Source organism: Candidatus Acidulodesulfobacterium ferriphilum, from assembly GCA_004195035.1.
Lineage (GTDB): Bacteria > SZUA-79 > SZUA-79 > Acidulodesulfobacterales > Acidulodesulfobacteraceae > Acidulodesulfobacterium > Acidulodesulfobacterium ferriphilum.
The window spans coordinates 123,445-148,598 of the sequence record SGBD01000002.1; the positions used below are offsets into that span (position 1 = coordinate 123,445).

31 protein-coding genes are annotated in these 25,154 nt (G+C 37.3%); 25 read left to right on the plus strand and 6 right to left on the minus strand.

Going from position 1 to position 25,154, the window contains the following annotated elements; genetic code table 11:
- Nucleotides 1–3 precede the first annotated feature (3 nt).
- From EVJ47_04990 to EVJ47_05015, 6 genes are read left to right on the plus strand one after another with little or no spacing between them, the layout of a single operon-like run.
- The gene (locus tag EVJ47_04990; GenBank protein RZD14527.1) at nucleotides 4–528 is read left to right on the plus strand and encodes a chemotaxis protein CheW; all 525 of its coding nucleotides are present in this window, start codon (nucleotides 4–6) and stop codon (nucleotides 526–528) included.
- Nucleotides 529–531: 3 nt separating this feature from the next.
- Nucleotides 532–1,341: a ParA family protein gene (locus EVJ47_04995; protein ID RZD14528.1), complete on the plus strand. Its 810-nt coding sequence runs from the start codon at nucleotides 532–534 to the stop codon at nucleotides 1,339–1,341.
- Complete coding sequence (locus EVJ47_05000) at nucleotides 1,334–2,044, plus strand: chemotaxis protein CheW (GenBank protein ID RZD14529.1); 711 nt, start codon at nucleotides 1,334–1,336, stop codon at nucleotides 2,042–2,044. Before EVJ47_04995 ends, EVJ47_05000 begins: the two co-directional genes overlap by 8 nt.
- Nucleotides 2,041–2,331 (plus strand): hypothetical protein, encoded by a 291-nt coding sequence (locus EVJ47_05005; GenBank protein RZD14530.1) that lies wholly within the window; start codon nucleotides 2,041–2,043, stop codon nucleotides 2,329–2,331. Before EVJ47_05000 ends, EVJ47_05005 begins: the two co-directional genes overlap by 4 nt.
- A 7-nt stretch (nucleotides 2,332–2,338) precedes the next feature.
- On the plus strand, nucleotides 2,339–3,211 hold the full coding sequence (locus EVJ47_05010) for a hypothetical protein (GenBank protein ID RZD14531.1): 873 nt from the start codon (nucleotides 2,339–2,341) through the stop codon (nucleotides 3,209–3,211).
- Complete coding sequence (locus EVJ47_05015) at nucleotides 3,198–3,503, plus strand: flagellar biosynthesis protein FlhB (GenBank protein RZD14532.1); 306 nt, start codon at nucleotides 3,198–3,200, stop codon at nucleotides 3,501–3,503. The genes EVJ47_05010 and EVJ47_05015 overlap by 14 nt, the downstream gene beginning before the upstream one ends.
- On the opposite strand, the gene EVJ47_05020 is transcribed toward EVJ47_05015, so the two are convergent.
- Nucleotides 3,487–4,245 carry a hypothetical protein gene (locus EVJ47_05020; GenBank protein RZD14533.1) on the minus strand — a complete coding sequence of 253 codons (759 nt, stop codon included), beginning with the start codon at nucleotides 4,243–4,245 and terminating at the stop codon, nucleotides 3,487–3,489. The genes EVJ47_05015 and EVJ47_05020 overlap by 17 nt on opposite strands.
- 236 nt (nucleotides 4,246–4,481) lie before the next feature.
- Between EVJ47_05020 and flgF the strand changes: the two genes are divergently transcribed.
- The 11 genes from flgF to EVJ47_05075 all read left to right on the plus strand — a co-directional run bounded on the left by flgF (nucleotide 4,482) and on the right by EVJ47_05075 (nucleotide 13,518).
- Nucleotides 4,482–5,258, plus strand: a complete 777-nt coding sequence (gene flgF / locus EVJ47_05025) for a flagellar basal-body rod protein FlgF (GenBank protein RZD14534.1) — start codon at nucleotides 4,482–4,484, stop codon at nucleotides 5,256–5,258.
- 99 nt (nucleotides 5,259–5,357) lie between these two features.
- Nucleotides 5,358–6,143, plus strand: coding sequence for a flagellar basal-body rod protein FlgG (gene flgG, locus EVJ47_05030; protein ID RZD14535.1), 786 nt, complete (start codon nucleotides 5,358–5,360; stop codon nucleotides 6,141–6,143).
- Nucleotides 6,144–6,147: 4 nt separating this feature from the next.
- Nucleotides 6,148–6,882 carry a flagellar basal body P-ring formation protein FlgA gene (flgA, locus tag EVJ47_05035; GenBank protein RZD14536.1) on the plus strand — a complete coding sequence of 245 codons (735 nt, stop codon included), beginning with the start codon at nucleotides 6,148–6,150 and terminating at the stop codon, nucleotides 6,880–6,882.
- 6 nt (nucleotides 6,883–6,888) lie between these two features.
- Nucleotides 6,889–7,584, plus strand: a complete 696-nt coding sequence (locus EVJ47_05040) for a flagellar basal body L-ring protein FlgH (protein ID RZD14537.1) — start codon at nucleotides 6,889–6,891, stop codon at nucleotides 7,582–7,584.
- Between the two features lie 69 nt (nucleotides 7,585–7,653).
- Nucleotides 7,654–8,718: a flagellar basal body P-ring protein FlgI gene (locus EVJ47_05045; GenBank protein ID RZD14538.1), complete on the plus strand. Its 1,065-nt coding sequence runs from the start codon at nucleotides 7,654–7,656 to the stop codon at nucleotides 8,716–8,718.
- Nucleotides 8,719–8,833: 115 nt separating this feature from the next.
- Nucleotides 8,834–9,124, plus strand: coding sequence for a flagellar biosynthesis anti-sigma factor FlgM (flgM, locus tag EVJ47_05050; protein RZD14539.1), 291 nt, complete (start codon nucleotides 8,834–8,836; stop codon nucleotides 9,122–9,124).
- A gap of 21 nt (nucleotides 9,125–9,145) precedes the next feature.
- Complete coding sequence (locus EVJ47_05055; protein RZD14540.1) at nucleotides 9,146–9,589, plus strand: hypothetical protein; 444 nt, start codon at nucleotides 9,146–9,148, stop codon at nucleotides 9,587–9,589.
- Nucleotides 9,590–9,685: 96 nt separating this feature from the next.
- On the plus strand, nucleotides 9,686–11,743 hold the full coding sequence (gene flgK, locus EVJ47_05060) for a flagellar hook-associated protein FlgK (protein RZD14541.1): 2,058 nt from the start codon (nucleotides 9,686–9,688) through the stop codon (nucleotides 11,741–11,743).
- Nucleotides 11,744–11,765: 22 nt separating this feature from the next.
- Nucleotides 11,766–12,743 (plus strand): hypothetical protein, encoded by a 978-nt coding sequence (locus EVJ47_05065; protein ID RZD14542.1) that lies wholly within the window; start codon nucleotides 11,766–11,768, stop codon nucleotides 12,741–12,743.
- A 23-nt stretch (nucleotides 12,744–12,766) separates the two neighbouring features.
- Entirely contained in the window at nucleotides 12,767–13,009 is a 243-nt protein-coding gene (csrA, locus tag EVJ47_05070; protein ID RZD14543.1) for a carbon storage regulator, read from the plus strand.
- Between the two features lie 32 nt (nucleotides 13,010–13,041).
- Nucleotides 13,042–13,518: a flagellar assembly protein FliW gene (locus EVJ47_05075; GenBank protein RZD14544.1), complete on the plus strand. Its 477-nt coding sequence runs from the start codon at nucleotides 13,042–13,044 to the stop codon at nucleotides 13,516–13,518.
- Here EVJ47_05075 and EVJ47_05080 read toward each other — a convergent pair.
- The 3 genes from EVJ47_05080 to EVJ47_05090 are packed head-to-tail and all read right to left on the minus strand — an operon-like array spanning nucleotide 13,515 to nucleotide 15,831.
- Nucleotides 13,515–14,540, minus strand: coding sequence for a GGDEF domain-containing protein (locus EVJ47_05080; GenBank protein RZD14545.1), 1,026 nt, complete (start codon nucleotides 14,538–14,540; stop codon nucleotides 13,515–13,517). The genes EVJ47_05075 and EVJ47_05080 overlap by 4 nt on opposite strands.
- A 26-nt stretch (nucleotides 14,541–14,566) precedes the next feature.
- Nucleotides 14,567–15,460: an HDOD domain-containing protein gene (locus EVJ47_05085; protein RZD14546.1), complete on the minus strand. Its 894-nt coding sequence runs from the start codon at nucleotides 15,458–15,460 to the stop codon at nucleotides 14,567–14,569.
- 8 nt (nucleotides 15,461–15,468) lie between these two features.
- Nucleotides 15,469–15,831: a hypothetical protein gene (locus EVJ47_05090; protein ID RZD14547.1), complete on the minus strand. Its 363-nt coding sequence runs from the start codon at nucleotides 15,829–15,831 to the stop codon at nucleotides 15,469–15,471.
- 164 nt (nucleotides 15,832–15,995) lie between these two features.
- On the opposite strand from EVJ47_05090, the gene EVJ47_05095 reads away from it, so the two are divergent.
- Both EVJ47_05095 and EVJ47_05100 read left to right on the plus strand, forming a co-directional pair.
- Nucleotides 15,996–16,340 (plus strand): hypothetical protein, encoded by a 345-nt coding sequence (locus tag EVJ47_05095; GenBank protein ID RZD14548.1) that lies wholly within the window; start codon nucleotides 15,996–15,998, stop codon nucleotides 16,338–16,340.
- An 8-nt stretch (nucleotides 16,341–16,348) separates the two neighbouring features.
- Nucleotides 16,349–17,266, plus strand: coding sequence for a hypothetical protein (locus EVJ47_05100; GenBank protein RZD14549.1), 918 nt, complete (start codon nucleotides 16,349–16,351; stop codon nucleotides 17,264–17,266).
- A 48-nt stretch (nucleotides 17,267–17,314) separates the two neighbouring features.
- Here EVJ47_05100 and EVJ47_05105 read toward each other — a convergent pair whose 3' ends face one another.
- A complete protein-coding gene (locus EVJ47_05105; protein RZD14550.1) occupies nucleotides 17,315–18,109 on the minus strand; it encodes a hypothetical protein in 795 nt (264 codons plus the stop codon).
- Nucleotide 18,110: 1 nt separating this feature from the next.
- Nucleotides 18,111–18,893 carry a flagellar motor protein gene (locus EVJ47_05110; protein ID RZD14551.1) on the minus strand — a complete coding sequence of 261 codons (783 nt, stop codon included), beginning with the start codon at nucleotides 18,891–18,893 and terminating at the stop codon, nucleotides 18,111–18,113.
- Between the two features lie 235 nt (nucleotides 18,894–19,128).
- Here EVJ47_05110 and EVJ47_05115 point away from each other — a divergent pair, with 235 nt between their 5' ends.
- From EVJ47_05115 to EVJ47_05140, 6 genes are all read left to right on the plus strand, one after another.
- Nucleotides 19,129–20,028 carry a hypothetical protein gene (locus EVJ47_05115; GenBank protein ID RZD14552.1) on the plus strand — a complete coding sequence of 300 codons (900 nt, stop codon included), beginning with the start codon at nucleotides 19,129–19,131 and terminating at the stop codon, nucleotides 20,026–20,028.
- A gap of 9 nt (nucleotides 20,029–20,037) precedes the next feature.
- Complete coding sequence (locus EVJ47_05120; GenBank protein RZD14553.1) at nucleotides 20,038–21,360, plus strand: FliI/YscN family ATPase; 1,323 nt, start codon at nucleotides 20,038–20,040, stop codon at nucleotides 21,358–21,360.
- A 29-nt stretch (nucleotides 21,361–21,389) separates the two neighbouring features.
- Complete coding sequence (gene mqnC / locus EVJ47_05125; GenBank protein RZD14554.1) at nucleotides 21,390–22,454, plus strand: dehypoxanthine futalosine cyclase; 1,065 nt, start codon at nucleotides 21,390–21,392, stop codon at nucleotides 22,452–22,454.
- A gap of 128 nt (nucleotides 22,455–22,582) precedes the next feature.
- Nucleotides 22,583–22,948, plus strand: coding sequence for an RNA polymerase-binding protein DksA (dksA, locus tag EVJ47_05130; protein ID RZD14555.1), 366 nt, complete (start codon nucleotides 22,583–22,585; stop codon nucleotides 22,946–22,948).
- 93 nt (nucleotides 22,949–23,041) lie between these two features.
- Nucleotides 23,042–24,538, plus strand: a complete 1,497-nt coding sequence (locus EVJ47_05135) for a glycogen synthase (protein RZD14556.1) — start codon at nucleotides 23,042–23,044, stop codon at nucleotides 24,536–24,538.
- 13 nt (nucleotides 24,539–24,551) lie between these two features.
- Nucleotides 24,552–25,127 (plus strand): response regulator, encoded by a 576-nt coding sequence (locus EVJ47_05140; GenBank protein ID RZD14557.1) that lies wholly within the window; start codon nucleotides 24,552–24,554, stop codon nucleotides 25,125–25,127.
- Nucleotides 25,128–25,154: the final 27 nt, after the last annotated feature.

Consider the following 25,154-nt stretch of genomic DNA (forward strand, 5'->3'; position numbering starts at 1 on the left):
TTTATGGAAGCCGTTAAGGAATCAAATAATCAAATTAATAGAACAGGTAAAGCAGAAAGCGATCCGAGGTTAGAGGAAATAGTTCAACTCGTTACATTTCGTCTCGGGAATGAAGAGTTCGCCCTCGATATTTTAAAGGTTCAGGAGATAAATAGAATTGTCGAAATAACTAAGGTTCCAAAGGCCCCTGATTTTGTCGAAGGCGTTATTAATTTGCGGGGCAGGGTTATTCCGATAGTCGATATCAGGAAAAAATTTCATTTGAAGACAAAAGAAGTTACAAAAGAGACAAGAATTATTGTGGTAAATATAATGAATAAAACCATAGGCCTTATTGTCGATTCCGTTTCAGAAGTTTTAAGGATCGATTCAAGCACTATTCAGCCCCCGCCGCCATTAATTGCAGGTCTCGATTCCGATTACATCGAAGGGGTGGGCAAATTAGACGACAGGCTTATAATATTGTTAGATATCGATAAGATATTTACAACCGGGGAGCACAGGCTTATCGATGGCATGACGAGATAATTTATGAAGACCCCGTATATTTTTGCAACCGCAAATCAAAAAGGGGGCGTAGGAAAAACAACAACGGCGATTACGCTGGGGAGTTCCTTATCGCTTTTCGGACACAGGGTGCTTTTGATAGATCTTGACCCTCAGGCAAGCCTTACCAATCATTTAGCGGTTGAGCCGGAGAAACTTGAATATTCCGTCAGTAATGTTATAATTTCCGAATCTTTTCACCCAGACGAGGTGATTATAAACAAATACAGATTAAAAACAGGCGGATGCATCGATCTGATACCGTCAAATATAAACCTTGCAAGGATTGAAGCGGAGCTTTCGGTTTCAAAGGGCGGGGGGTTAAGACTTAAGGAAAGATTAAAGTTTTTACCGAATAATTACGATTACATAATAATAGATTCATCGCCTGCGTTAAGCGTTCTTCTTATCAGCGCTATCGCGGCAAGCGATGAGGTTATTATTCCAGTTATGTCCGATTTTTTATCGGCAAGGGGCGTTGAATTATTACTCTCAACCATCGGCAAGATCGAAACGGCGATAAATATTAAATGTAATTATAAGCTTTTAATCACCATGTTTGATAGAAGGACAAATTCGTCATGGAAATCTTTGGACTATTTTAAAAATAAGTATCAAAGCTGCCATTTTAATAGTATAATAAATATAGATACAAGATTCAGGGATGCAAGCTTAATAAGAAAGCCTTTAACATATCTCGATGTTAATGCGAGGGGAACCTTAGATTATATTAATGTTGCGAAAGAGATAATAAACCGCCTTCATAACGGGATTAAGGGGGTAAACGATGAATGAGAGCGCAGAATTATACGATATGAATGGTTTTAAATTCAAAGATTCGGATCTGGTGTCTTCATGGATAGGCAGTCTTTTAGATGAAGTTGAAAATCAGCAAAGCTCAAAAAATTCGGACTATCTAAAAGAACCCGCCCGAATTATTGCTTATCCTGTTGAAAGAATATTAACCCCTCGAAACGAAGCGGCAGTTGTTTTAGATCAGGGAGATTTTTATTTAGAAGAGGTCAAAAAGCCGGAAATTTCTCCAAGTGTAAAAATAAATCCCGAAAAAGAGATGCCTTATTTTACCTTTACTTCGGGCAATTCTCTTTACGGCATACCCGCCTTTCATATAAACGAAATAATAAAATACAAAGAACCCGTAAATATCCCTTCAAAAAAGATTGGACTGCTGGGACTGATTCCTTACAGGGCAAAGATAATACCCGTTTATAATTTTTCTTCATTAGTCCTACTTTCGGCGGATGTGAAAACTATTTGCAAATATATCGTCATTTGCGTCTATGAAGGCAAATTATTCGGCCTATGCATAGAAGATATTAAGAATATAATTAAGGTTAAAAATAAAAATCTTATTTCATCCGCCACATTTAGGTTTTGGGGTTCCAATAAAATATGTTCCGATGTTTTTGAAGGTGAAAGCGGAAAATTTTATTCGTCGGTTGACATAAAAAGCATTTATAATTATTTAAAATCATGATAGATTTAGTCGAAATTCAACAAATTATTTCAAACATGCCTTCGGTTGAAAAAATTACCTCCACGCCTCAGGTTCTGGCGGTTAATTCAAGCAACATTATCCAAAAAGAGATGGAAAATGTGAATATGGAAAAACTGAGCACGGTTGTTGAATTAAGCGAGGTTCTGGAGCCTATTAACGATAAAAATAAAAATTCGAAAGAGGAAAAGAAGTTTTCATCCGAATCTGAAGAAGAAGAAAAAGAAACCGATAAAAAGAATACACCCCATATTAACATAATTGCATGAGTATGCAATGACCTTCGATGCCGCCGTTTTTTTTAATAATATTCAATTTCAAGCATTACAGGGTGATATAACCTCTCTTGACAAAAATTTAGCTTCGTTTTTAGAACTTACAAATTCCGGAAAAATTTTAGATGTAAAATTAATAGACACCCTTAATAATTTAACAGGCATATTCAGTTTTAACGGTAAACTGTTTAATGCCCAGATTCCGGAAGATTTATATAATGAGTTTGCCTTAAGTTCGCCTGTCGGCGCTAATGTCGGCATGAAGGTAAAATTACAGCTAAGCAAGATTGATAATAACGAGGTAACTTTTCGGATTGTTAACGATTTAAATAAAGGGAATATCCAAAAAGCCGTAGAATTATACGGCAAGGTATATTCCAATGATATTGCGGGTAATTTTAAAACCGTCTTAAACGAAGAGTTAAACCTTAATACTGGAAATATCGGCGTCTCGGTTAAAGGTAATTTTTTATTTATTCACTTCAATTTTAATTCAGGGTTGGGAAGCGGTACCGTTATCCTGACAACTAATCAGGCTTACGGTAAAGAACTTAACGCTCAAAATGACGGCAAAAAAAAATTAAACAAAATGCCTGCCGGGTATTCGTTTATGCTGGAAATAAACATTGAGCCTCTTGGATACATTAAGGTATTTTCCTACTATTTTAACAGGACATTAACCGTTAATTTTAAAGATTATTCTGAAATTGCGCATAACGCCATAACTAAGAACATGAAGGTATTTAAAGATATGCTGTCATTGGAGGGAATTGCGCTTAAAGAAATCTCGTTTTATAATAAGAATAACGATAAAAATACAGGCATGCCGAATGATGTTTTACTGAATCATAACATTATAAATGAAAGAATATAAAAATTATAAGAATATTAAGGCTTCGGCTCTAAGGTACGATAAAGGAAAGGAAAACGCCCCAATTTTGATTGCTAAGGGTAAGGGTAAAGTCGCAGAAAAAATAATAGAAATTGCAAACAAAGAAAATATCCCGGTGGTAGAAAATAAAGCGCTTGCCGATATCTTAGACAAGCTTGACATATATGACGAGATTCCACCCGAACTTTATAAGGTTGTTGCGCAGCTATTTGCGTTTATTTATAAATTAAACGAAAAAGTCGCAGGTGATTTAAAATTTAAATCCCTTTCATAGCCGCCACAATCTCCCTTTGTCTTTTAAATATGTATTTAAACATTATATCCTGTTCTTTCGGTCCCAGGTTTATCAGTTGCGCGCCGGTTTTATATTTAAGATTGTCAAGCCTCGTTGCCGCCCTTATTTCCATTCTAACGGTTATCGCCGGAATATTTCCCGGGAATTCTATTTTTACCCCCTCCAATACCGTATGCTTTTCTATGGGAAAATCTAATAAGAACGAAATCCCTTCTCCTCCAATGTCGTAAATGTTTGCGTTAAAATACTTATTATTCAGGAAAAAACTTAATCCCACAGGCTCCTTCAAAGACGGTTCTATTCTGAAATATTTTCTTTTTTCTAAAGACAGTATTTCTAGAGGCTTGTAAATATTAAATGTAAAATAATCATTATTTTTCCTGAAGTCGTAAAGCTTCGATACAAAAAAGTGTTCGTTATTTTTAAATTTAAAATTAAGCTTAAGATATGATGACTCCAAAAGGCTTATATTGCCGTTTTGCGGCATGAGGGAGTCTATGGTAATGTAATCCTCGGCTATTTTTATTATGCTGCTCGAATATGAGGTTTGCCCCGCCATGCCTGCCGCCCTGCCGAACTTCGTTTCGTTATTAAACGGAACAGGGGTAACTATAAGGCTTTTTTTTAAGTTGAGAAACCCTTTTAAAATACTGTCTATTTCCGGCCTTCTGGAATAAATATTTACATTAGGGTCTTCTTTTAATTTTTTAATATCGAACATAATAGGCGTATTATATTTTAAATATTCTATAGTATAAATCAAGTTTTTAAATAATATCAATATTTTTTATTTTTGCGGTATATTTTTCCTTTATTTTAAAAAATAGGGAAATTTTTTCCTAAAAACTTTATCATCCTTTTCAAGAAGCGATAATGAAAGGGTAATATTTTTGGCATATTTTTTGCAAACTATTTAATAAATTTTAGAATATTAATAAAATCTAAGAGGTCGTTATTATGAACGGCGGTTCGTATGTTGCCTTAAGCGGAATAATCGCCGAGGGGCAAAAGCTTAATATGATTACGAATAATCTGGCTAACGCAAATACCGTCGGATATAAAAGCAGCGGTTCTCTTTTTGGCGAATTTTTATCGCGTAAAGCTATCCAAACTTTAGATTCGAAAAGCTTTAAACCGTTTGTCGATAAGGCTTATCCTGTAACTCTTAACAGTTATATAAATAACTCTCAGGGACCCCTTAAAAAAACAGGCAACAGGCTTGACCTTGCAATAAACGGGGATGGGTTTTTTGTTTTACAAACGCCGGATGGAATTAAATTTACAAGAAACGGGGTGTTTTCTCTAAACAGCGCGGGAGAGCTTGTAAATCAGAATGGTTTTCCTGTCCTAAACATTCGCAAAAGACCTATTTTTTTAAATGAAAGGGGTTCAAATATTACTATTACAAAGAACGGCATAATAAATCTGACAGACCCCCTGACAAACAATGAAATGTATTACGGACAAATTCTTACGGTAAATTTTAACGGTCCGAAATATTTGTCGAAATACGGCGACACCATGTTTTCGGCAACCAAAAATTCGGGAGCGCCGGCCTTAAATAAAAACCCTGACATCTTGCAGGGTTATGTCGAGGAATCCAATGTAAACGAAATTAGGGACATGGCGGAAATGATAAATGTTTCTCAGGTTCACAACAATATGGTAGAAGTGTTAAAGTCATATTCAAATGTAAATAATACTACGATTAACACTATCGGCGCGGCGGTTTAACATGATTAAATCACCGTTAGATATCCTCTTCCTTTATTGGGAGGAGGGTTGGGGGAGGGTGATTATCCCCTTCAAATTGTAATATATGGAGGTTAATAAATGAGGGCGCTATGGACGGCTTCCACCGGTATGGAGGCGCAGCAATTGGAAATAGACAACATTGCAAACAATCTTGCCAATACCAATACGACAGGCTATAAAGAATCGAGAGTTAACTTCGAGGATCTTTTTTATCAAACCATTAAGTCTCCGGGGGCGTACTCTTCCGAATATACTCAGGTGCCGACGGGCATTCAAATCGGCTTAGGAACCAAGGTGTCTTCTATAGAAAAAGAATTTACGCAGGGCGATCTCCAGCAAACATCCAATCCCTTGGATGTTGCAATATCGGGGCAGGGTTTTTTTCAGATACAGATGCCGGATGGCGAGGCTGCATATACAAGAGACGGTACTTTTCAAACAAATTCCCAGGGTCAGCTTGTCGATGCAAACGGTTATCAACTTGTGCCGCCTATTACTATACCGCCAAACGCTACCTCCGTTACCATTTCGCAAAACGGTACGGTATCGGCGGTTGTTTCCGGTCAGACAAATCCTGCTCAGATTGGTACGATAACGCTTGCTAATTTTATTAATCCCGCAGGCCTTAACAGCATCGGACATAATCTTTATCTCCAAACTTCGGCTTCAGGCGTCCCACAGATTGGAACCCCGGGACAGAACGGCATTGGAACGGTTCAGCAGGGTTTTCTGGAAATGTCCAATGTAAATTTGGTGGGTCAGATGGTATCTATGATAACAGCCCAAAATGCTTATACCATCGATTCAAAAGCGATAACCATCGCAAATCAGATGTTGCAAACGGCGGCTGGATTGATACCGTAAGCTTATGTTAAATAAAAACTTTTATAAAAATACGATTTTTATTTTCATTTTTTTAGGGTTTATTATTGCGTGTCCGTGGAAAAATTCCTATGCGACAGGTTATAGAAGAAACCCAGTAAAATTAAAACAAATTATAATAAATTCTTATTTAAAAGAGATACCGCTAAAATTCAAAAAATATTTTCACTTTAGCCACTTCAGGTTTACAGGCCCGCTTAAAAATGTTTTTAGATATTCTATAAAACCGATAACTTATAATCCAGGATTTGCAGGGTATCATACGGCTATAATCAAATTAACGGATAAGAACAAAGGTTTACTTAGAGGAATTGCCTATGCCGCTTTTAAAGTAAGAATTTATGCGCCTGTTGCGGTTGCCGCCCAAACTATTGGAAAATTTCAAATATTAAAGGCAAACGATGTCGAAATTGATTATAAAAACATTCCTGACATATATTCAGGGTATTATCTAAATAAAAAAGGCATTATCGGCAAAGAAGCCAAATTCGTTATTATTCAAAACTCTATCCTGTCAAAAATAAATACGGAAAGGAAAAGGATAATAAATTTTGGAAATATGGTTTATATTGTTTACAAAAGATACGGATTAAATTTAAAAACTAGGGGAATGGCGCTTCAAGCCGGTCCTTATAATTCTACCATAAGGGTAAAAAATATCGAATCGGGTGTCGTCGTGGATGGGATTGTCAAGTCAAATAAAATAGTGATAGTCAGGTAAGTATGTATGAAAAAATTTAAAAAACTGCTCTTTTTATTAGCTGTATTTTCCTTTTTAGCCTTGTCTTTAAGCGGGTGCGGTACAGGTTTTGTCACTCCGCCAAAATCTATGGTGCCCCCAACTTACGTCAAGCCCACGGCAAAAAACGGCGGAATCAAGAGCAGGCCGATTTTAGGTTCTTTATGGAACGGTTCGCAAAACGGGACGAATCTATATTCGGATAATGTCGCATATCAGCTTAACGACATAGTTACCATAATCGTAAACGATCAGACGCAGGCGCAGGATTCTTCGGGAACAACCCTGTCCAAGAATTCTTCGGGGCAGGGGAGCATTGCCTTCGGCAGCCTTTCGACCGCAAAACCTACCGGTTATCAGGGGTCAAATGTCGAAAGTTTTAACGGGGGGGGCGGGGTGGCCGAAAGCGGGCAAATATCCACCATGATAGAGGCGCAGGTTGTGCGTGTTTTTCCAAACGGAAATTTGGAAGTTAAAGGCGAAAGAGAGGTCTCTATTAACGGTGAAACAAGATATATCTTAATTAAAGGCATCGTCAGGCCCATAGACATTGCTCCGGGCAACACCGTTCTTTCAAGCCAGATTGCCGACCCGAGGATATGGATAAACGGAGAGGGTCCCGTAAAATGGCAGCAAAGACCGGGGTGGCTGTATCATATATTGAACTTTATATGGCCATTTTAATATAACATATATTACCGCTCACCCGTCTTTATTTCGCGGCCGGGTATAGCGAGGATATGAGGATACGAAATGAGTAAGATTAAAAATATATTTTTAACGATGCTGTTATTTTTAGCAGCCGCGATTATTACCGGTATAAACCCTAATTTTTCCTATGCGGCTAAAATCGGCAACATTACATCTATTTACGGCGCAATGAGCAACCCAATCGTCGGTTACGGTCTTGTCGTAGGACTCGACGGAACGGGAGACCAGTGGGGCGTCAATGTTACGCAGCAAAGCATTGTTACTATGCTGTCCAAATTAGGCATTAATACCGACCAGGCTTCTCTTTATGAAATAAGAGACACGGCTGCGGTTATGGTTACAGCGGAGCTTCCGCCGTTTGCTATTCCCGGTCAAAAAATAACCGTTACGGTGGGTTCTATCGGAAACGCGCAAAGCTTACAGGGAGGAGTTTTATTAATGACGCCGTTAAAAGGACCAAACGGCGCTGTTTACGCGCTGGCGCAGGGGAGCGTGTCAACCGGCGGAAATGTCTCGACCGATAATGTGTTGCCGCTCCCGGGTTATATTCCCGTGTCTCAAAATTTTCAAACATCCGGCATAATAGATAACGGCGGGATAATAGAAAAAGGGGTTTCAATAGGGTTAAATTCATTTAATTCCATAAGATTAATTCTTAAAAATCCAAGTTTTACTACGGCGTCAAGGATAGCCTCGGCTATAAACGCGAAATTCGGAAAAGGTATTTCTAAATCGTTAAATTCCACTCAAGTATTGGTTGATGTTCCCGCCTCATACAAAGGCAATGTTGCAGATTATGTTTCCATTATTAATGCCGTTAGCGTGAAAACGCATTCAAGGGCGATTATAGTCATTAATGAACGCTCCGGGACTGTCGTAATGGGGGGCAATATCGAGATAAATCCGGTGGCAATATCTAATAGAAACATAATGCTTAAAATAAATAAAAAAAGAATACCAAACGCATTTTTTTTAAAAAATGGCTTAACGGTGGACCAGCTTGTTAAAGCCTTAAATGCGGTTGGGGCATCGACTTCAAGTATTATATCTATATTAGAATCTATTAAAGCCGCCGGAGCTCTTTCGGCGCAAATTAAGATAATGTAAAGGGGAGCGGAAAATATTAAAGATTTTATTTAAAAATGACGATTGCTATATGCGTAATTAAATCCTCGTTTAATTAATTACCGAATAATACAAAAATAAAAAGAAGGATAAACATATGACAATCCAGATTTCAAATGTTCCGCCTGTTATTAACGAAGTACCCGAAAGTAACGGCAATAAAACAAGGGGGGCAAATTTGCAAACCGGTCAAACGGCCGGGGATGAGGTGAATATATCCGACAGCGCAAGTTTCGCCGGCAATTTGAAAAGCTCCATCGATTCGGCTTCGGCAGCGGGTCCTGCAAAGCTCAACGGCATTAAACAACAAGTAGCTTCCGGGAATTATGCCGATAGCTCTAAAATAGCCGAAGGATTACTTAAGAATTTAGCTATAACTAATGAATAATATAGACTAATTTTATAATTTATGGAAAATTTGACTGAAAATAAAAAACATTTTGGTGAGCTGCTCGAAATTGTTTTAAGATTAAAAAAAGAACTTAACGAATCTTATTTAATCTTAAAGTCCGATTTTAATCCTCTCGAAAATATCGATGCTTTTAACGATAAGAGAAAAATATTAAATGAACTAACCTTAAAGTTAAGAGAATTTGTTTTGGTAGAACAGGATAAAAAAGGTGAAGAATTAGCCGATATTAAAAACAGGATAAGGGCTGAAATCTTTGAAATAATAAATATAAACGGGGCATTTTCGGGATTGATTAAAAAAAACATATATTATAATCAACTTACAATATCTTTCATTACCGATATATTTCATAAAAATTCTATTTATAACAAAGTTGGCGAAACTAATTCAAACTTTTCTCCATTAAAAAACGTTTTAATGGGGTCGGGTCTTAAAATTTAACCTCAACTTGTCATTGGAGATGGCGAAGCGGTAATCCAGTGTTTGAAACAGTTTTAAAAATTTCTATCGGTAACTTTATAATAAAGGTAATTTAAAATGCTTACGATAAATAATATATTCGATATTGCCAATTCGGCTATGACGACCAATCAGGCGGCCATGAATACGGTGAGCCAGAATGTCGCGAATGTCAACACCCCATTTTACAATAATGAAACCCCTATTCTAAGCGAGGCTCCCGCCGTTGTCGGCGCGCCGTACACTTACGGAACGGGAGTTAATTTAACGCAGGTTCAAAGAAGCACAAACGCTTTCGTTCAGTCCGAGGTTAATAACGAAACAACCCAAAATAGCTATTATACTAATCTGTATCAGGGTTTAAATCAGATTCAAAACCTCTTTAATGACCAGTCCGGTTCTGGTTTTAGCTCGGCTATTTCGGCATTTTTCAACGACTTTCAAAATGTCGCCAATAATCCGTCCAATACGGCTCAAAGGACGGCTCTTTTATCCGACGCGAAATCTCTTGCGGGAGATATTAATAATGCCTATACGACCATAATGAATTCCGTGTCCTCGACTAATACATCGATTAACGGAATTATTCCGGAAATAAACAGCCTGTCGTCGCAGATAGCCTCTTTAAATCAGCAGGTTACATACGCGCAAAATACAGGAAGCAATGCCAACGAATTGCGAGACGAGAGGATGAATGCAATAAATCAACTCTCTAAATTAGTCAATATTTCTTATTATGAAAATAATAACGGTAAAATTAACATTTCGATCGGCGGCACGCCCCTTGTTTTAAGCGATTCATCGTTTAATCTTTCAACCAAAATTAATAGCGGAAATGTCAGCTCTTTAGATATAATGTGGAATGGGCCTGCCGGTTCCCAGCAGGATATTACTCAAAATGTTACGGGGGGCAGTCTTGGCGCCTATGTTAATTTCGAACAGGCTGCGGCGCCTTCTTATATAAAGCAGCTCAACTCGCTGTCTGCCGCGATAACCGACAATGTCAACTCTTTGCAATATAACGGCTATGGTCTCGACGGTTCGACGGGCAGCTACTTTTTTAATCCTAATCTTACGACTTCTGCCGGCAGCGGTGTTACGGATGCAACTATCAATACAGGATATGTTGCCGACCCGTCTAAACTTACGGGGGATAAATATACGATTTCGACGACCGGCGGCGGTGTTTTTACGGTTACGGACAATACAACCGGCCAAACTCCTATAAGTAATCAAACAATAACCCCGACAGTAAATAAATACGGCCAAAGTGTATATACGCTTAACTTTGACGGGGTTTCCGTTAATATTACCGGAACGTCCACATCTGGAACCGCTCCGGCAAGCGGCGATACATTTACCGTAAATCAGCTGACGACCAATCCGGCTTTTACTATGGCGGTTAATCCAAATCTTACGGCATCTCAGGTAGCGGCGGCATCCGCCGTTTCCACCGCGGTTAACCCCACAAATACCGGCAATGCGACTATAAGTGCCGGCTCGATTGTAAATCCTTATGGCGATACTAATGCGGGAGGACAATATTCTATAACATACAATACCGGAGGCACCTTTACCGTTACCAACCAAACATCTAATTATTCGGAAACTATTACTCCTACGGTTACGACTAATTCATCCGGACAGAATGTTTACTCTGTTTTTTTTGGGAATAACGGAAGCAGTACTAATTCTGCACCGCCACAATATTTTCATGTTAATATTACGGGAACTCCTTCAAACGGCGATTCCTTTACGGCAAATGTTTTAACATCAGGACTAAGCCTTACGCAGATGAATAATATCGGTCTTAGCGGCAATAATGAAAACGCGTTAAATCTTGCGGCGCTGCAAAACAATAATGTGCCTATTAACGGGACTGACACGACTATTTCAACCTATTATTCGGGTATTGTTTCAAATATCGGCACTCAGGCTCAAAGCGCAAACACCAATTATACAAATTCAAGTTCGGTTCTGACTAATTTGCAAAATCAATTGTCATCATCCGTCGGGGTAAATATGAATCAGCAGATGACCGACCTTGTTAATTACCAAAATTCTTATCAGGCGGCGGCGGCTATAACGCATTCCGCGGAGGCGATTATGACGGCGCTTTTAAGTATTGTTCCGTAAAGCGATAAAGGAGGCACGAAAAATGATACAGATAACGGACAACATGATATACAACAACATTAATAACGAGCTGTTAAATCAGTCGGCGCAGATTTATAACCTTCAGGATCAAATATCCAGCGGCTTGCAAATAAACTATCCGCAGGATAATCCCGCAGGAATGGTTAATGTCCTGTCTTACAAAAATAGCACTTCGCTTATTAACCAGTATAATTCTAATGTTAATCTTGCCAATGAGATTTCGTCTTTAGCCTCATCCACCCTCAATAATGCCATCGGGGTCGTAAATCAGGCTAAAACCCTTGCAATAGAAGTGGCAAACGGCGGAACATCGGCGACTAACCAATCCGGTGCGGCACAGGAGGTTAAACAAATCATAAACGAACTTTTGCAATCCTCCGATACCTCTTATAACGGTCAAAATATTTTTACCGGAGAAAATTTATCGCAAACTCAGGCTTACACATCCTCTCAAGCCTTTTACAATGTTACTTCGCCTAACGGAACCGTAACGCAGGTTAAATATAATGTTTATACTTATGCGGGAACGGATGTCAACCAGAGATACCAAATTACCCAGAACGAAACGATTGCTCCGTCGCTTACTGCCGATGCCGTATTCGGAAATGATCCCGCAAATCAAACTGCTTCATATAATCCGTCCGGATTAATATCGGTTCTTTCGCTTTTCCAATCGGAGCTTTCGTCGGGGGTCTATCAAAGCGATTCGCAAAATATAATAAACGGTATAAGTAACGGTTTAAATCAAATATTATCCGCGCAGTCAACTCTTGGGACAAAAGTGCAAAGATTAAACGAGCAATCTACAAGTTATCAAACGGTATTATCTAATATTTCCCAACTGTTAGGGCAGACGGAAAATGTCAACATTCCTCAAGCTATGACAAGCCTTACACAGGCGCAGGATTCATATCAGGCTACGCTCGAAGCGGCGGCAGGCATTACTCAATTGACCCCTATGCTGCTCAAATATTTATAGTAAATAAATTCCCACATCAATATATGCTTATTTTGTCCCGAAAAGAGGGTGAAAGTATAAAAATCGGCGATAATATTACCGTCGAAATTATTTCTATTAGAGGCGGAACAGTCAAGATAGGAATAAACGCGCCTGAGGATGCCCTGATTTTAAGAAAAGAATTGTATGATTCGATAAAGGAGGAAAATATAAATGCCTCCAATTTAAATTCGGGTATTATATCCAACTTGAACGATATATTTAATAAGGAAAAAAACAAAAAATAATAATTAATAACAAAAATAAGGGGTTTTGATAAGTGGATGACGGAGGAGCAGTTATTTTAGTAAAGAGCATATATTACCCGCAAGGGTTGGCGGTAGAGAAGTCAAAAATCATAGAATTCGTTAAACCCATACTCGGGTTTAACGCTTTTAAAAAGTTCTGTATTTTGAATATCGATAAAGAAAAAAATGTTCCGTTTTTTATTTTGCAAAGCATAGAAAACGAGAATTTATGTTTTATTATCACCGATCCAAACCTGTTTTTTAAAGATTATAGCGTTCAGGTTACGGACGAGGAAAAAAACTTATTAAGCCTTGATAATAAAGCTGATGCAATAATATTCGCAATAGCCACGCTGTCTTCCGATTTTTCCTCTTCGACGGTAAATTTAAAAGGCCCTATCGTTATAAATATAAAAAATAATAAGGCTCTGCAAGCGGTTTTAAGTAATGATATGTATTCCGTGAGGCAGAAACTTCCCATTATAAAAGGTGAAGCAACATCAGGTTAAGGCGTTGTTTCCCTTTTATCGATAACCACTTTAGACCCGATACTTTCTTTGGCGGAAGACTTAAGAGCCGATGTTATTTCGCTGATTTGCCCGTAATGCGTGATCTTTTTGTTTGCATTTGGAATTATTGAAATAGACAGGCTCATTATCGGAAACCGCCTCAATATTTTTTGCCTGTCATAAGCCTCTATATAGCCTCTTTCTTTGTCGGTATTATCATAAAAGGAGAGTATTATCTTATCAAAGTTATATATAATGGTGTTTGCTATATCCAGCGCATCACCCGCATGAGAAACCACGGTAAAGTCGTCTCCGCCGATATGTCCGACAAGCACATATTTTTCGATATCCCTTTTGCGTGTTTTGGATATGTCATAGACTGTTGTCGCAATAAGCCTCGAGGTCATCATAATCACTTCATCGCCCCTGACAAACCCATATTTGTCGTTATACGATTTAAAATTATCGATATCTATATAAGAAAAAGAAAAATCTATATTTTCATCTATTTTATTTTTAATTGACCCCATTATCGACGAGTTTCCGGGCAATTTTGTGAGCGGATTGGCATCGAGGGCAGATTTAGAAGAACACAAAATACTGTTAATTTTATATGAAATTTCACCTGTTGATAATGGTTCTTTAATGTAATCCTTTAAATAATACTTTGAACTTTGCCGGTCTATCTGCCCGTCTTTAATGGTTTCAAAATTAAAATTCGCCGGTAATACAAAAAGTATCGGAATATTGCTAAGCATATTGTCAAGCTGCATATCGTTTATCAATTTAAGCTGGGTCATGCATGAGCCGTTAGACTCTTGAAAGCTGCCATCCCCGCAAGGAAGGTTTTCTATGCCGATTACGATTAACTGCGGCGGCGAAGCATATACGGAATAGTAGGCTTGATTAAAAGACTCGAATATTTTAAAGCTATACTCCTTAAGTTCACCGGGAATAATTTCTTTATATTTAGAGTCTTTGTTTGAAACGAGAAAAATTTTTATGTTTGTCTTTTTCAGCATTATATTTACGGATTAAAAGTTTTTAACTAATCGAAGATATAAAGCTCTTCCTTGAAGGAATATATTTCTTCTATTATGTTTCTTATGAAATCTATATCTATGCCGAGTATTTTGATGACCTCCCCGTTTAACTTTTCAATATAAGGACTTCCAGAAAATCCTATGCCTATCGACTTTGTTAAAAAATCGGCGAGATTTATTATTGCGGTTTCTATCTTAAATTCATCCGCCAATACTAAATTGTGATGATACTTTATCGGAAAATATATGGACGGCGGCAGATGCCATTCTTTAATGAGGACATAACCAAGATAATCGTGAGAGGTATTAAAATTTTTATATTCGATATCTATTAACGGTATATTATTATGTTTGGCGGTTTCTATAATATTTTTAAAATCATTTTTAAATGTGGTCGCTATTATAACCTTTCCAATGTCGTGGAGAAGAGCCGCCGAAAATACCAAATCCTCGTCTATCATATACTTTTTCTTATTTCCGTTTGAAATAAGTCTCTTTTTATCTTTATTTAATGTTCTGGCGACACACTTGGCCGTGAAGGCGCAAAAAAGACTGTGCTCCCACAGCCCTTCCATCGATTCCTTCATTGCGGTAAATACCGATGTGGAAATTACTATGCTTTTTAAAACATTAGCGCCAAGTAAAACGATGGCATGGTTTAAATTGTATATTCTTTGAGAAAATCCATAAAAAGGGGAATTGACTATTTTTAAGATTCGAGCCGAAAGGCTTAAATCCTTTGTCATCAATTCCCCGATATATTTTACGGAAAAAGTGTCGTCATCCATCAAATCCGTAATTTTGTTAATAATCTTCGGTAATGTAGGAATATTATCGGTTTTTTGGATAGTTGACATTAATTCATCTAACCTATCGACATTTTTTCGCCCGTATTCCATATGTATATTTAAAATGTTTGTTTTAGAATAACATCCTTTATGATTTCTTTGATTTCATCCATTAATGCGTCGCCTTTAACCTTTTCGAATCTTTTTTCTAATAAAGCAACCGAGCTTTGCCTGAACTGCATCTCTTTTTTGATATAATCTTTATTTTGCGCAACGGTTTTATCGTTGTTTTCCATGTTTTTTTCTATAAATACAAAGTTTTCCTCGATTTCTTCGGCGGCAAACTTTGTATTTTTAATCTTATTTATAAATTTCTCATTTAAAACCGTTCCCTTTTTAAGTATTAACATGCCGTTGCCTGAGACAATATCTCTCCCTAAAACATCCCCGATTTTTAATTCGGAGGCTAAGACCTTTTCCATGGCAGCCCCTAAACTTTTTATTAAGATTATCGCCCCGCAACCGTTTTCGGACGGGATAAAATTAATTATAATCGATAATTACTTGAATTAAGCAAGTTTTTATTATAATATATAACAAAGAAAAAGTTCAAATCATTTTTTGATAATCTTTGCAGACTTTTTGTATGAAAAATTCTATCGATTTAAAAATTAAAATTGCAAATAAAATTCTTATAATAAATAAATACATACTCATTGCCCTCCTTGAAAAGAGAGAAAAAATTAGCGATATTTCGCAGTTATTTGACAGAAAACTTTTTTTTACTAAGATTTTTTCAAAGACGCCTGCCGTCTCTAACGATAGCAAAATACCTATTCTGAAAAACAAACTTATCGAAATAACGGAGCTTGAAAAGGCTATTTTAGATGTTTTAATGGCAAGGAAAGAGGAAGCGGGCGAGAAAATTAAATTTTTTCAAAAGATTACCGTTGCAATTAAAGCATATAAATTGAACAATATAATAAAATAATAAAATATATGGATAATTTAGAAAACTATTTTTATAACAATCAGGAAATAGTTTTTCGAATACCTCAAAAAACTTATAAAGGATTTGTCTCTAATATCGAAGAAGGTTATTTATATATTATTCTTTACGCATCCTTTACTTCAAGCCGGGTTTACGAGTTTAATGAAGCGGATTACGATATTAATGCCGATATAAATTTAATTAATAGTTCTAAAGATAATACTTTAATATATCAGGACATCGATTCGGCATATTTATTTAAACTTTTGGTTAACAGCGTGATCAAGAGCGCCGGCAATATTGCAGTGAAAGTTCAGATGCCCGAATTATTATCTAAAAGAGAAGGAAGAGAATTTTTAAGAATATCGACGCACCTTCAATTTATTTATGAAGAAATACAGGTTAAAGAGTTTCTTGATATCAAAGATGAGTACATATCTAAACCCTCGTTTTCGACATCCGTTTACGGAATTTATAATTTAGCCGCTCCTAAAGTTTATCAGCTATCCGCCCTTGCGGAGGGCGAAGTACCTGTTAATCCCCGTCTCGAAAAGATTTTAATTGCCATAAACAGCAAATTAGATGTTATATTATCGCTGCTTAACCCTGAGGCATCTATTTTTGCCGATATCAAGGAAAAGAAGGTTTCTATCAGCGGGTCAGGAATTATGTTTAACGAGCCGCAAGACCGGCGCGGTTCAAATGCGGAAGGTTTAAAACAGGGGAGCATTATTAAAATTACGATGTTATTTCCGACCGTTCCCCAGTTTATGATAAAGGCTATAGCTCAGGTTGTGAAGGTTGAGGAAAATGACGGATATAATATCGCCTGCAAATTTATCGCGATAAATGAATCCGACAGGGACGAGATAATAAAATTTACATTAGACAAACAAAGGCAGCAGATTAAAACCCCCGCTCCTTGATTGAAGCCGGCATAAGCCGCCCGTGCGTTTTTCTTGAAAGGAAAAGGTTTACGATTTTGGGAGTTCATTATTCAAAAAGGTGGAGAGAACGACGATGTTAACCCTTCTATTAAGCGCCCTTCCTTGAGCCGTTTTATTCGTTGCCGCAGGCCTGTACTTTCCGTATCCGGCGGCTGAAAGCCTTGTCGGCGGGAAATGTACATTCTTAATAAAAAACCTTAAAACACTGACCGCCCTTGCCGTGGAAAGCATCCAGTTATTAGGGTATTTAACCGTGTGAATAGGGGTCGAATCGGTATAGCCTTCTATGGCAATATTATTTTTTTCTTTCAATAATTCGGATGCGATATGCAATAGAAGAGGGTGAAATTCTTTTAGTATTCGTGCGCTGCCCGACTTAAAAAAGCTTGAACCTTTAAGGGATATAACCAATCCCCTCGTCGATTTATAAATTCTTAAGCTTGATTTGTAGGCGCTGTTGCTGGAAACAAAGGCTTTTATCTTTCCTTCTATACTATTAAAGACTTTAACCTCGTGTCTTTCCGCTTTAATTAATTTTTTGTTGGATTGCGAAACCTTAAAGGTGGAGGGGGCGACTCTGGTAACGATAAGTTTTGGCGTGGATGCTATATTGGGTTTCGATTTTGAAACGGTAATAAATTTATTTGCTCCAAAAGCCTGTTGAATAGATACGGCAAGCTCTTTAAGCCTGACATTGTTAACCTTCGATATGGCAAACATTACTATGAAAAAAGATAAAAGCGTGGTTAAAAAATCCCCGTAACTTATCATCCATCTTTCTTTGTTTGTACCTTCCTCAGACTTTTTCTTTTTTTTTCTCAACTTACTTCCCCTTGCTTCTTTCTTCGTACATCCTTTTTTGACTCTCGTTTAAAAACGATTTCAGCTTTTCTTCTATTAACCTTGGGTTTTCACCGTTTTGAATGGATTCTATACCCATTAGTATCAGTTCGTTTCTCATAACTTTTGCTCTTAAATTAATCTTAAGCTTGCTCGATATGGGAAATAAAATTGTGTTAGCAAAAGCAAGACCGTAAAGGGTTGCGGTAAAAGCCACGGCGATGCCTGCCCCAAGCCTGTTGGGATTATTTAGATGCTGCATAACATGTATAAGTCCGAGGACGGCTCCGATTATACCGAGGGTTGGAGAATATCCCCCCGCCTGTTCGAAAATTTTTACGCTTTCATCCCCGACATCTTCTATATTAGACAGCTCGGTTTCCATAATTTCCGTTACGACATGCGGGTCTATCCCATCCACTACTAATGATAACGCCTTTTTTATAAATAGGTCGGATGAGGCTTCTATATCAGATTCTAAGGCAAGCACGCCGTTTTTTCTTGCTTTTGCAGCATAATTGATTAATTCCGAAATAGTATTTTCATAATCGACTTTTTTAAAAAAAATTACTTCTTTAGCGGATATCATAGCCCGTTTTAAGTTTTCCATAGGATTTCCGGCGATTGTTGCGCCGGCGGTTCCCAATATGACTATGACAAAACCAATCGGATCTATCAGCTGCATTAAATTGGAACCCTGCAGGAAATTCCCGAATATTATGCCGCCAACCCCAAGAATAAAGCCTATGATAGATGCTAAATCCATACTTTATACTTATTTATGTTTTTTTTGAAATATTTTTTTATTATAACACAAGATTTAAATAATTATTATCCTTTTTATATTTTTTTATGTGATGAATTGTATATAATTAACGCAATTATATACTAATTATTCTTTAAAATCATTTATTTTATTCATTAAATATGGAACTAATAATTTGATTATGATATAATTTCACTGTATTAAATTTAGATTAATATCAAACGAAAAAAAGTTTATGAATAATTTTAAAGCCATTACGGATGCCGTTAATTCCAATAATGCCGCCCCCGATAAGGCGGCGCGGCAAAAAGATAAAATAACGCCTTCGGATTTAAATAAAATCAAACTTGTAGCCACAAAATTCGAAGCACTATTTTTGGATATGATTTTTAATTCCATGGCTAAAGAGGTTGATAAAGGTTCTTTTATAAACCGCGGGGAAGGGTATAAAATATTCAATTCGCTTTTTTACGAAGCCATCGCAAATAATGAAACCTATGGAAATGGAATAGGCATAGCAAAAATGATAGTGGATTATTTTAAGGAGCATCCGTCTTTAATAAATAATATCGGGGCAAAAGGCATAACACCCTCTTTAGATAAACTTTCCAACACAAATGATATATTTCAGGCATATAAACTTTTATCCAAACCTTCCAGCGGCTTTAACCCGCCCCCCTTTCAAAATAAAACAGGTAATGCCGCCTATAATGGCAATAATTATCAGAATTACGGGAATGGATATGTTACCGTAAGCGAACTGGCAAAAAAAGCCTCGGAAATTTACGATGTCCCTTGCAATCTTATAAAAGCCGTTATAAAAACGGAATCGGATTTTAATCCTTATGCTGTTTCGAATAAAGGCGCAATAGGACTTATGCAGCTTATGCCGGGGACGGCAAACGACCTTGGAGTTGACCCGTATAACCCTGCTTACAATGTTTTGGGCGGAACATTGTACTTAAAAAAGCTATTAAACCTTTATAATGGAAATGTCGGGTTTGCCCTTGCCGCTTATAACGCGGGGATTGAAAATGTCAACAAATATAACGGGATACCTCCGTTCGAAGAAACCAAAAATTATGTTAAAACCGTTTTAAGTTATTACGACGAATATAATAACTCCAAATCATAATGGCGGCGTATGGGCAAAATTATTAATTTAAAAGAATATAACTGCCTTCTTAAAAGCGTTGACAGGTTTATTATTAAAGGCAAATTAACAAAGGCCGTGGGACTTATTCTCGAAGCCAAACACCCCGCTCTTTCCATAGGAAAGATTTGTAAAATTCAAAGTAAAAATCAGGCTAAAAGAGAATGCGTTCTGGCGGAGGTTATAGGTTTTAATAACGATAAGGCGATACTCATGCCGTACGGGGATATTAGCGGAATAAATTTAGAAAGTGAAGTGATTCTGCTTGACGAAGAAGAGAAATTTCCGGCAGGACCGGAACTTAAGGGCAGGGTTTTGGATCCGTTTGGCAATCCTTTAGATGATAAGGGTAAAATAACCTGCAGGGACTTTGCAAAAATATTCAACGACCCGCCGCCGCCGCTTTCAAGAAAAAGAATACAGGAGGTTATGGATGTTGGGGTGAGGGCGATAAATTCTTTCCTTACAATTTGCAAAGGGCAGAGGATTGGAATTTTTGCAGGCTCAGGCGTGGGCAAAAGCACTCTTCTTGGAATGATTACAAAAAATTCAAACGCTGATATTAATGTAGTCGCTTTAATCGGCGAAAGAGGGAGAGAGGTCAAAGAGTTTGTCGAAAAAAACCTTGGAGAAGAGGGATTAAAAAAATCGGTTGTTATCGTTGCGACATCCGATAAATCTCCCCTGATAAGATTACGGGGGGCGTTTGCCGCTACGGCAATCGCCGAATATTTTAGGGATGCAGGATTAGATGTTTTATTTTTAATGGATTCGATAACAAGGTTTGCAATGGCTTCACGGGAAGTAGGCTTGTCCGCCGGCGAACCGCCGACGGTCAGGGGCTATACCCCGTCGGTTTTTGCTGTTTTGCCGAAGCTTCTAGAACGGGCGGCTAATTCCGATACGGGCAGTATTACAGGTATTTATACGGTTTTAGTGGAAGGCGACGATATGAACGAACCTATTTCCGATACGGCGAGGTCGATATTGGACGGACACATAGTGCTTTCGAGGAAAATTGCGGAAAACGGCATTTTTCCCGCAATAGATATACTTAACAGCATATCCAGAGTGATGCCGGATGTAATTTCGGAAAGCCATTTGCTTAAGACGAGAGAAGTATTAAAAGTGGCGTCGGAATACAGGGTAAATGAGGACCTTATTAATATCGGCGCTTACTCTAAGGGTACGAACGAGAAAATAGATTTTGCAATCGACCATATGGAAAGTATAGAAAATTATATAAGGCAGACGCCGGATGAAACATATTCTTTCGAGGAAAGTTTAGAAGGGCTTAATACCCTGTTAAATTAACAAAAACGGACAAAACAGGATTTTTATTTATGAATAATACTTTAACGGCGGCTTCTTATCCAAGCTCAAGAATAAACAAAGAACAGGCTGTCAATCTTTTCAGGAAGAAAAATATTCTCGAACTTGGAAGGATGGCGAATGAAATAAGAAAAGATAAACATCCGCGAAACATAGTTACTTTTATTATCGACAGGAATATCAACTATACCAATATCTGTACATCCAGGTGTAAATTTTGCGCTTTCTATAAAGAGCCGCAGGATAAGGACGCTTATGTTTTAAACGATGACGATATTTTTAAAAAAATTAAAGAAACGGCGGATTTAGGCGGGACTCAAATTTTACTGCAGGGAGGATTAAATCCGGATATCGGTTTTGATTATTATTTAAATCTTTTATCCGCAATTAAGGAAAAATTTAATATTCACATACATGCCTTTTCTCCGCCCGAAATTTTTTACTTAGCGGATGCAAATAATATTACCGTCAAGGAAACGATTCTTCTTTTAAAAGATGCGGGGCTGGATTCTATTCCCGGCGGCGGAGCGGAAATATTAGTCGATAGAGTGAGAAAAAAAATAAGCCCGAATAAAATAGGCAGCGACAAATGGCTTAAAGTGATGGAAGAAGCTCACAGCGCAGGTTTGCGTTCATCTGCCACAATGATGTTCGGAACTATAGAAACGGATGAAGAGATTATAGAGCATCTTTTTAAACTTCGCAATCTTCAGGATAAAACAGGCGGCTTCAGGGCATTTATCCCGTGGAGTTTTCAAAGCAAACATACAAAATTAAACCCCAAAGGCGTATATGGACACTATTATCTTAAAGTGCTGGCAATTTCCAGGATAGTCCTCGATAATTTTGACAACATTCAATCCTCATGGGTCACGCAGGGAGTAAAAATGGGCCAGGCCGCGTTAAGTTTTGGCGCAAACGATATGGGTTCGACAATGATAGAAGAAAATGTCGTTAAAGCGGCAGGGACTCAAAATGTCATGGCTGACGAAAAAATTATGGTAAAGCTTATTAAAGATGCAGGATTTATTCCCGCCCAGAGATTTAATAGTTATGATATAGTAAAATTTTATTAAATTATATTACTTATTATTGAATAATTTTATAAAAAAGTATGTTATAATAAACGCTTTAATCCATTATTTAAGTTAACTTAAAATTAAACAATTTATTCAATATCCCCAAAAAAAAGGAGTTGTTGCCTTTGAATGAAGAGAAACTATTATATTTTAAAAACATCCTTAGTAAAAAATTAGAGATGCTGCTTGACGAAGCCCTTAAGACCGTGGGTACCATGTCAAAAGAAGATGATAATTTTCCGGATCCGACCGATAGGGCCACTTTAGAATCCGATAGAAATTTTGAACTTCGCATCAGGGATAGGGAAAGGAAACTTATATCAAAAATACAAGAGGCATTAGAAAGAATAGAAAACGGAACTTACGGCATTTGCACGGAATGCGGGGAAGAAATATCGGAAAAAAGATTAGGATCGCGGCCCGAAACCACAATGTGTATTACATGTAAGACAAAAGAAGAAGAACTTGAAAAAAAATCCAATATTTCATAAATGTTGAAGCGGGCTGCCTTTTCAACAGAGTTGCAAAGGACGGTAGTCCGTTTCCATAAACCTTGCTAATTTCTTGAAAGGAGAGAATGATTTATGAATGTCCTGTTTATGAGTTCGGAATTTTTTCCTTTCGCCAAGACAGGCGGTCTTGCCGATGTTTCCGAGGCTATTGCCGTAAATTTAGTTAAAAAGGGGATAAATGTTACTGCATGTCTTCCTTACTATAATCAGGTTCAAAAACAAAATTTAAGAATGACGGGGAAAATTCTTAAAATGGAAATAGAAATTTCCCGTGAGTGCGTTAAAATATTTGAAGATAAAAAGAATATAGCAAAGGAATTAAAATTTTTTGACATCATTCCTTACAAATATAAAGGCGTAAATATATATTTCTTAAAAAACGATTATCTTTTTAATAGAGAATTTATATATGGATTTGCAGGTAAAGATTACGAGGATAATCTTTTAAGATTTTCCCTGTTTTGCCATGTCAGCCTTGCCTTTTTTAAAGATAATAACATAAAATTCGATATTATCCATGCTAATGACTGGCAAACCTCTTTAATCCCGATTTTTTCAAAATTTAAATTTAAATTTCCTTCTAAAATTTTACTCACAATCCATAATCTTGGCTATCAGGGAATATTTCCAAAAGAACAATTTCCTTGCACGGGCATTAATAGTATCTTATTTAATCCCGAAGGCATGGAATATTTCGACAAGATTAACCTGCTTAAAGGCGGCATAGAATTCAGCGATACGGTTAACACCGTAAGCAAAAAATATTCTGCGGAAATTCAAACGGAAGAGTTTGGTTTCGGTTTATCGGGGGTTCTTAAAAATAAAGGGAATATATACGGGATATTAAACGGTATAGATTATGACGAATGGAACCCTGAAACGGATAAATATATTAATAAAAACTATAGCGCCGAAAATTTTAAAACAGGTAAAAAGTCGTGTAAAAGGGATTTGCTTAATTTGTTTTTCGGCAAAGAAAAGTCAAAGCCGCTTCTTGACAGACCTTTATTGGGCGTAGTTTCAAGGCTGGAAGACCAAAAAGGCCTTGATATTTTTATAAAAATCATCGGCCGTTTGGTTGAAAAAGGGTGTATAATTGCCGTTCTTGGAGAGGGGGAAAGGGAGATTGAGGGTGAATTTAAAAAAATTGCGGAAACATATCCTGGAAATGTTTCCGTTAAAATTATTTACGACAATCCAACAGCCCACAAAATGGAAGCCGGGAGCGATTTTTTAATTATGCCTTCAAAATACGAACCTTGCGGCCAGAGCCAGATGTACGGCATGAAATACGGAACTATTCCGATAGTCCGCGCTACAGGCGGTTTAGATGATACTATAATAAGCTATGACGGTTCAAACATTAATATTGCGACGGGATTTAAGTTTTATAAATTTGACGCGTCCGAACTGGAAAAAACTATTTTAAACGCGGTCGATATTTATTATAATGATAAAAAAACATTACGCAACATTATAGCAAACGCTATGAATTTAAATCTTTCATGGGATAAAAGAATCGGCGATTATATATCCCTTTATAATGATATGCTGAACATTAAACATTAAATACAGGATATATATGCTATTAAGTTCTATTTTAAAAAACGGCGACATGCCCCTTTTAACCGATACGGGCAATAACGCCGGTCAAGGCGTTAACCCGCCCGTGACCGTGAGCTTTGTCGTTAGCGGCGCGGTTTCCTATTCTAATATACTTATTGCGGATGATAACTCGGTAAATGCCAATCTAATGAAAGCAATTTTGGAATCTACGGGAGAAAGGTACAATATTACCATTGTAAACGACGGCAAAGAGGCGCTCGACATGATTTCGTCAAATATAAATTTTGATTTAATTATACTGGATATTATGATGCCGAAGGTTAACGGTCTTGAAGTTCTAAAAGAATTGCGCAGGGAAGATAACAACATAGAGCCTGCGCAAACCCGCCTTTGTTGCAATTTTCCCGTTATGATTGTGAGCGCTTTAACGGATCCCCTGACGGTTGCCAGGGGAATTGAAATGGGAGCGAACGATTATATGGTAAAACCGATTTCCAAAGATGTCTTTAAAGCTAAAGTTGTTTTTTTGATAAATCAAAAAAAGATGTACGACGCACTAATTAACCTAAACCCGCAGAATAACGGCGAATAAAAATTTTAATATTAAAGGAGATTTTGT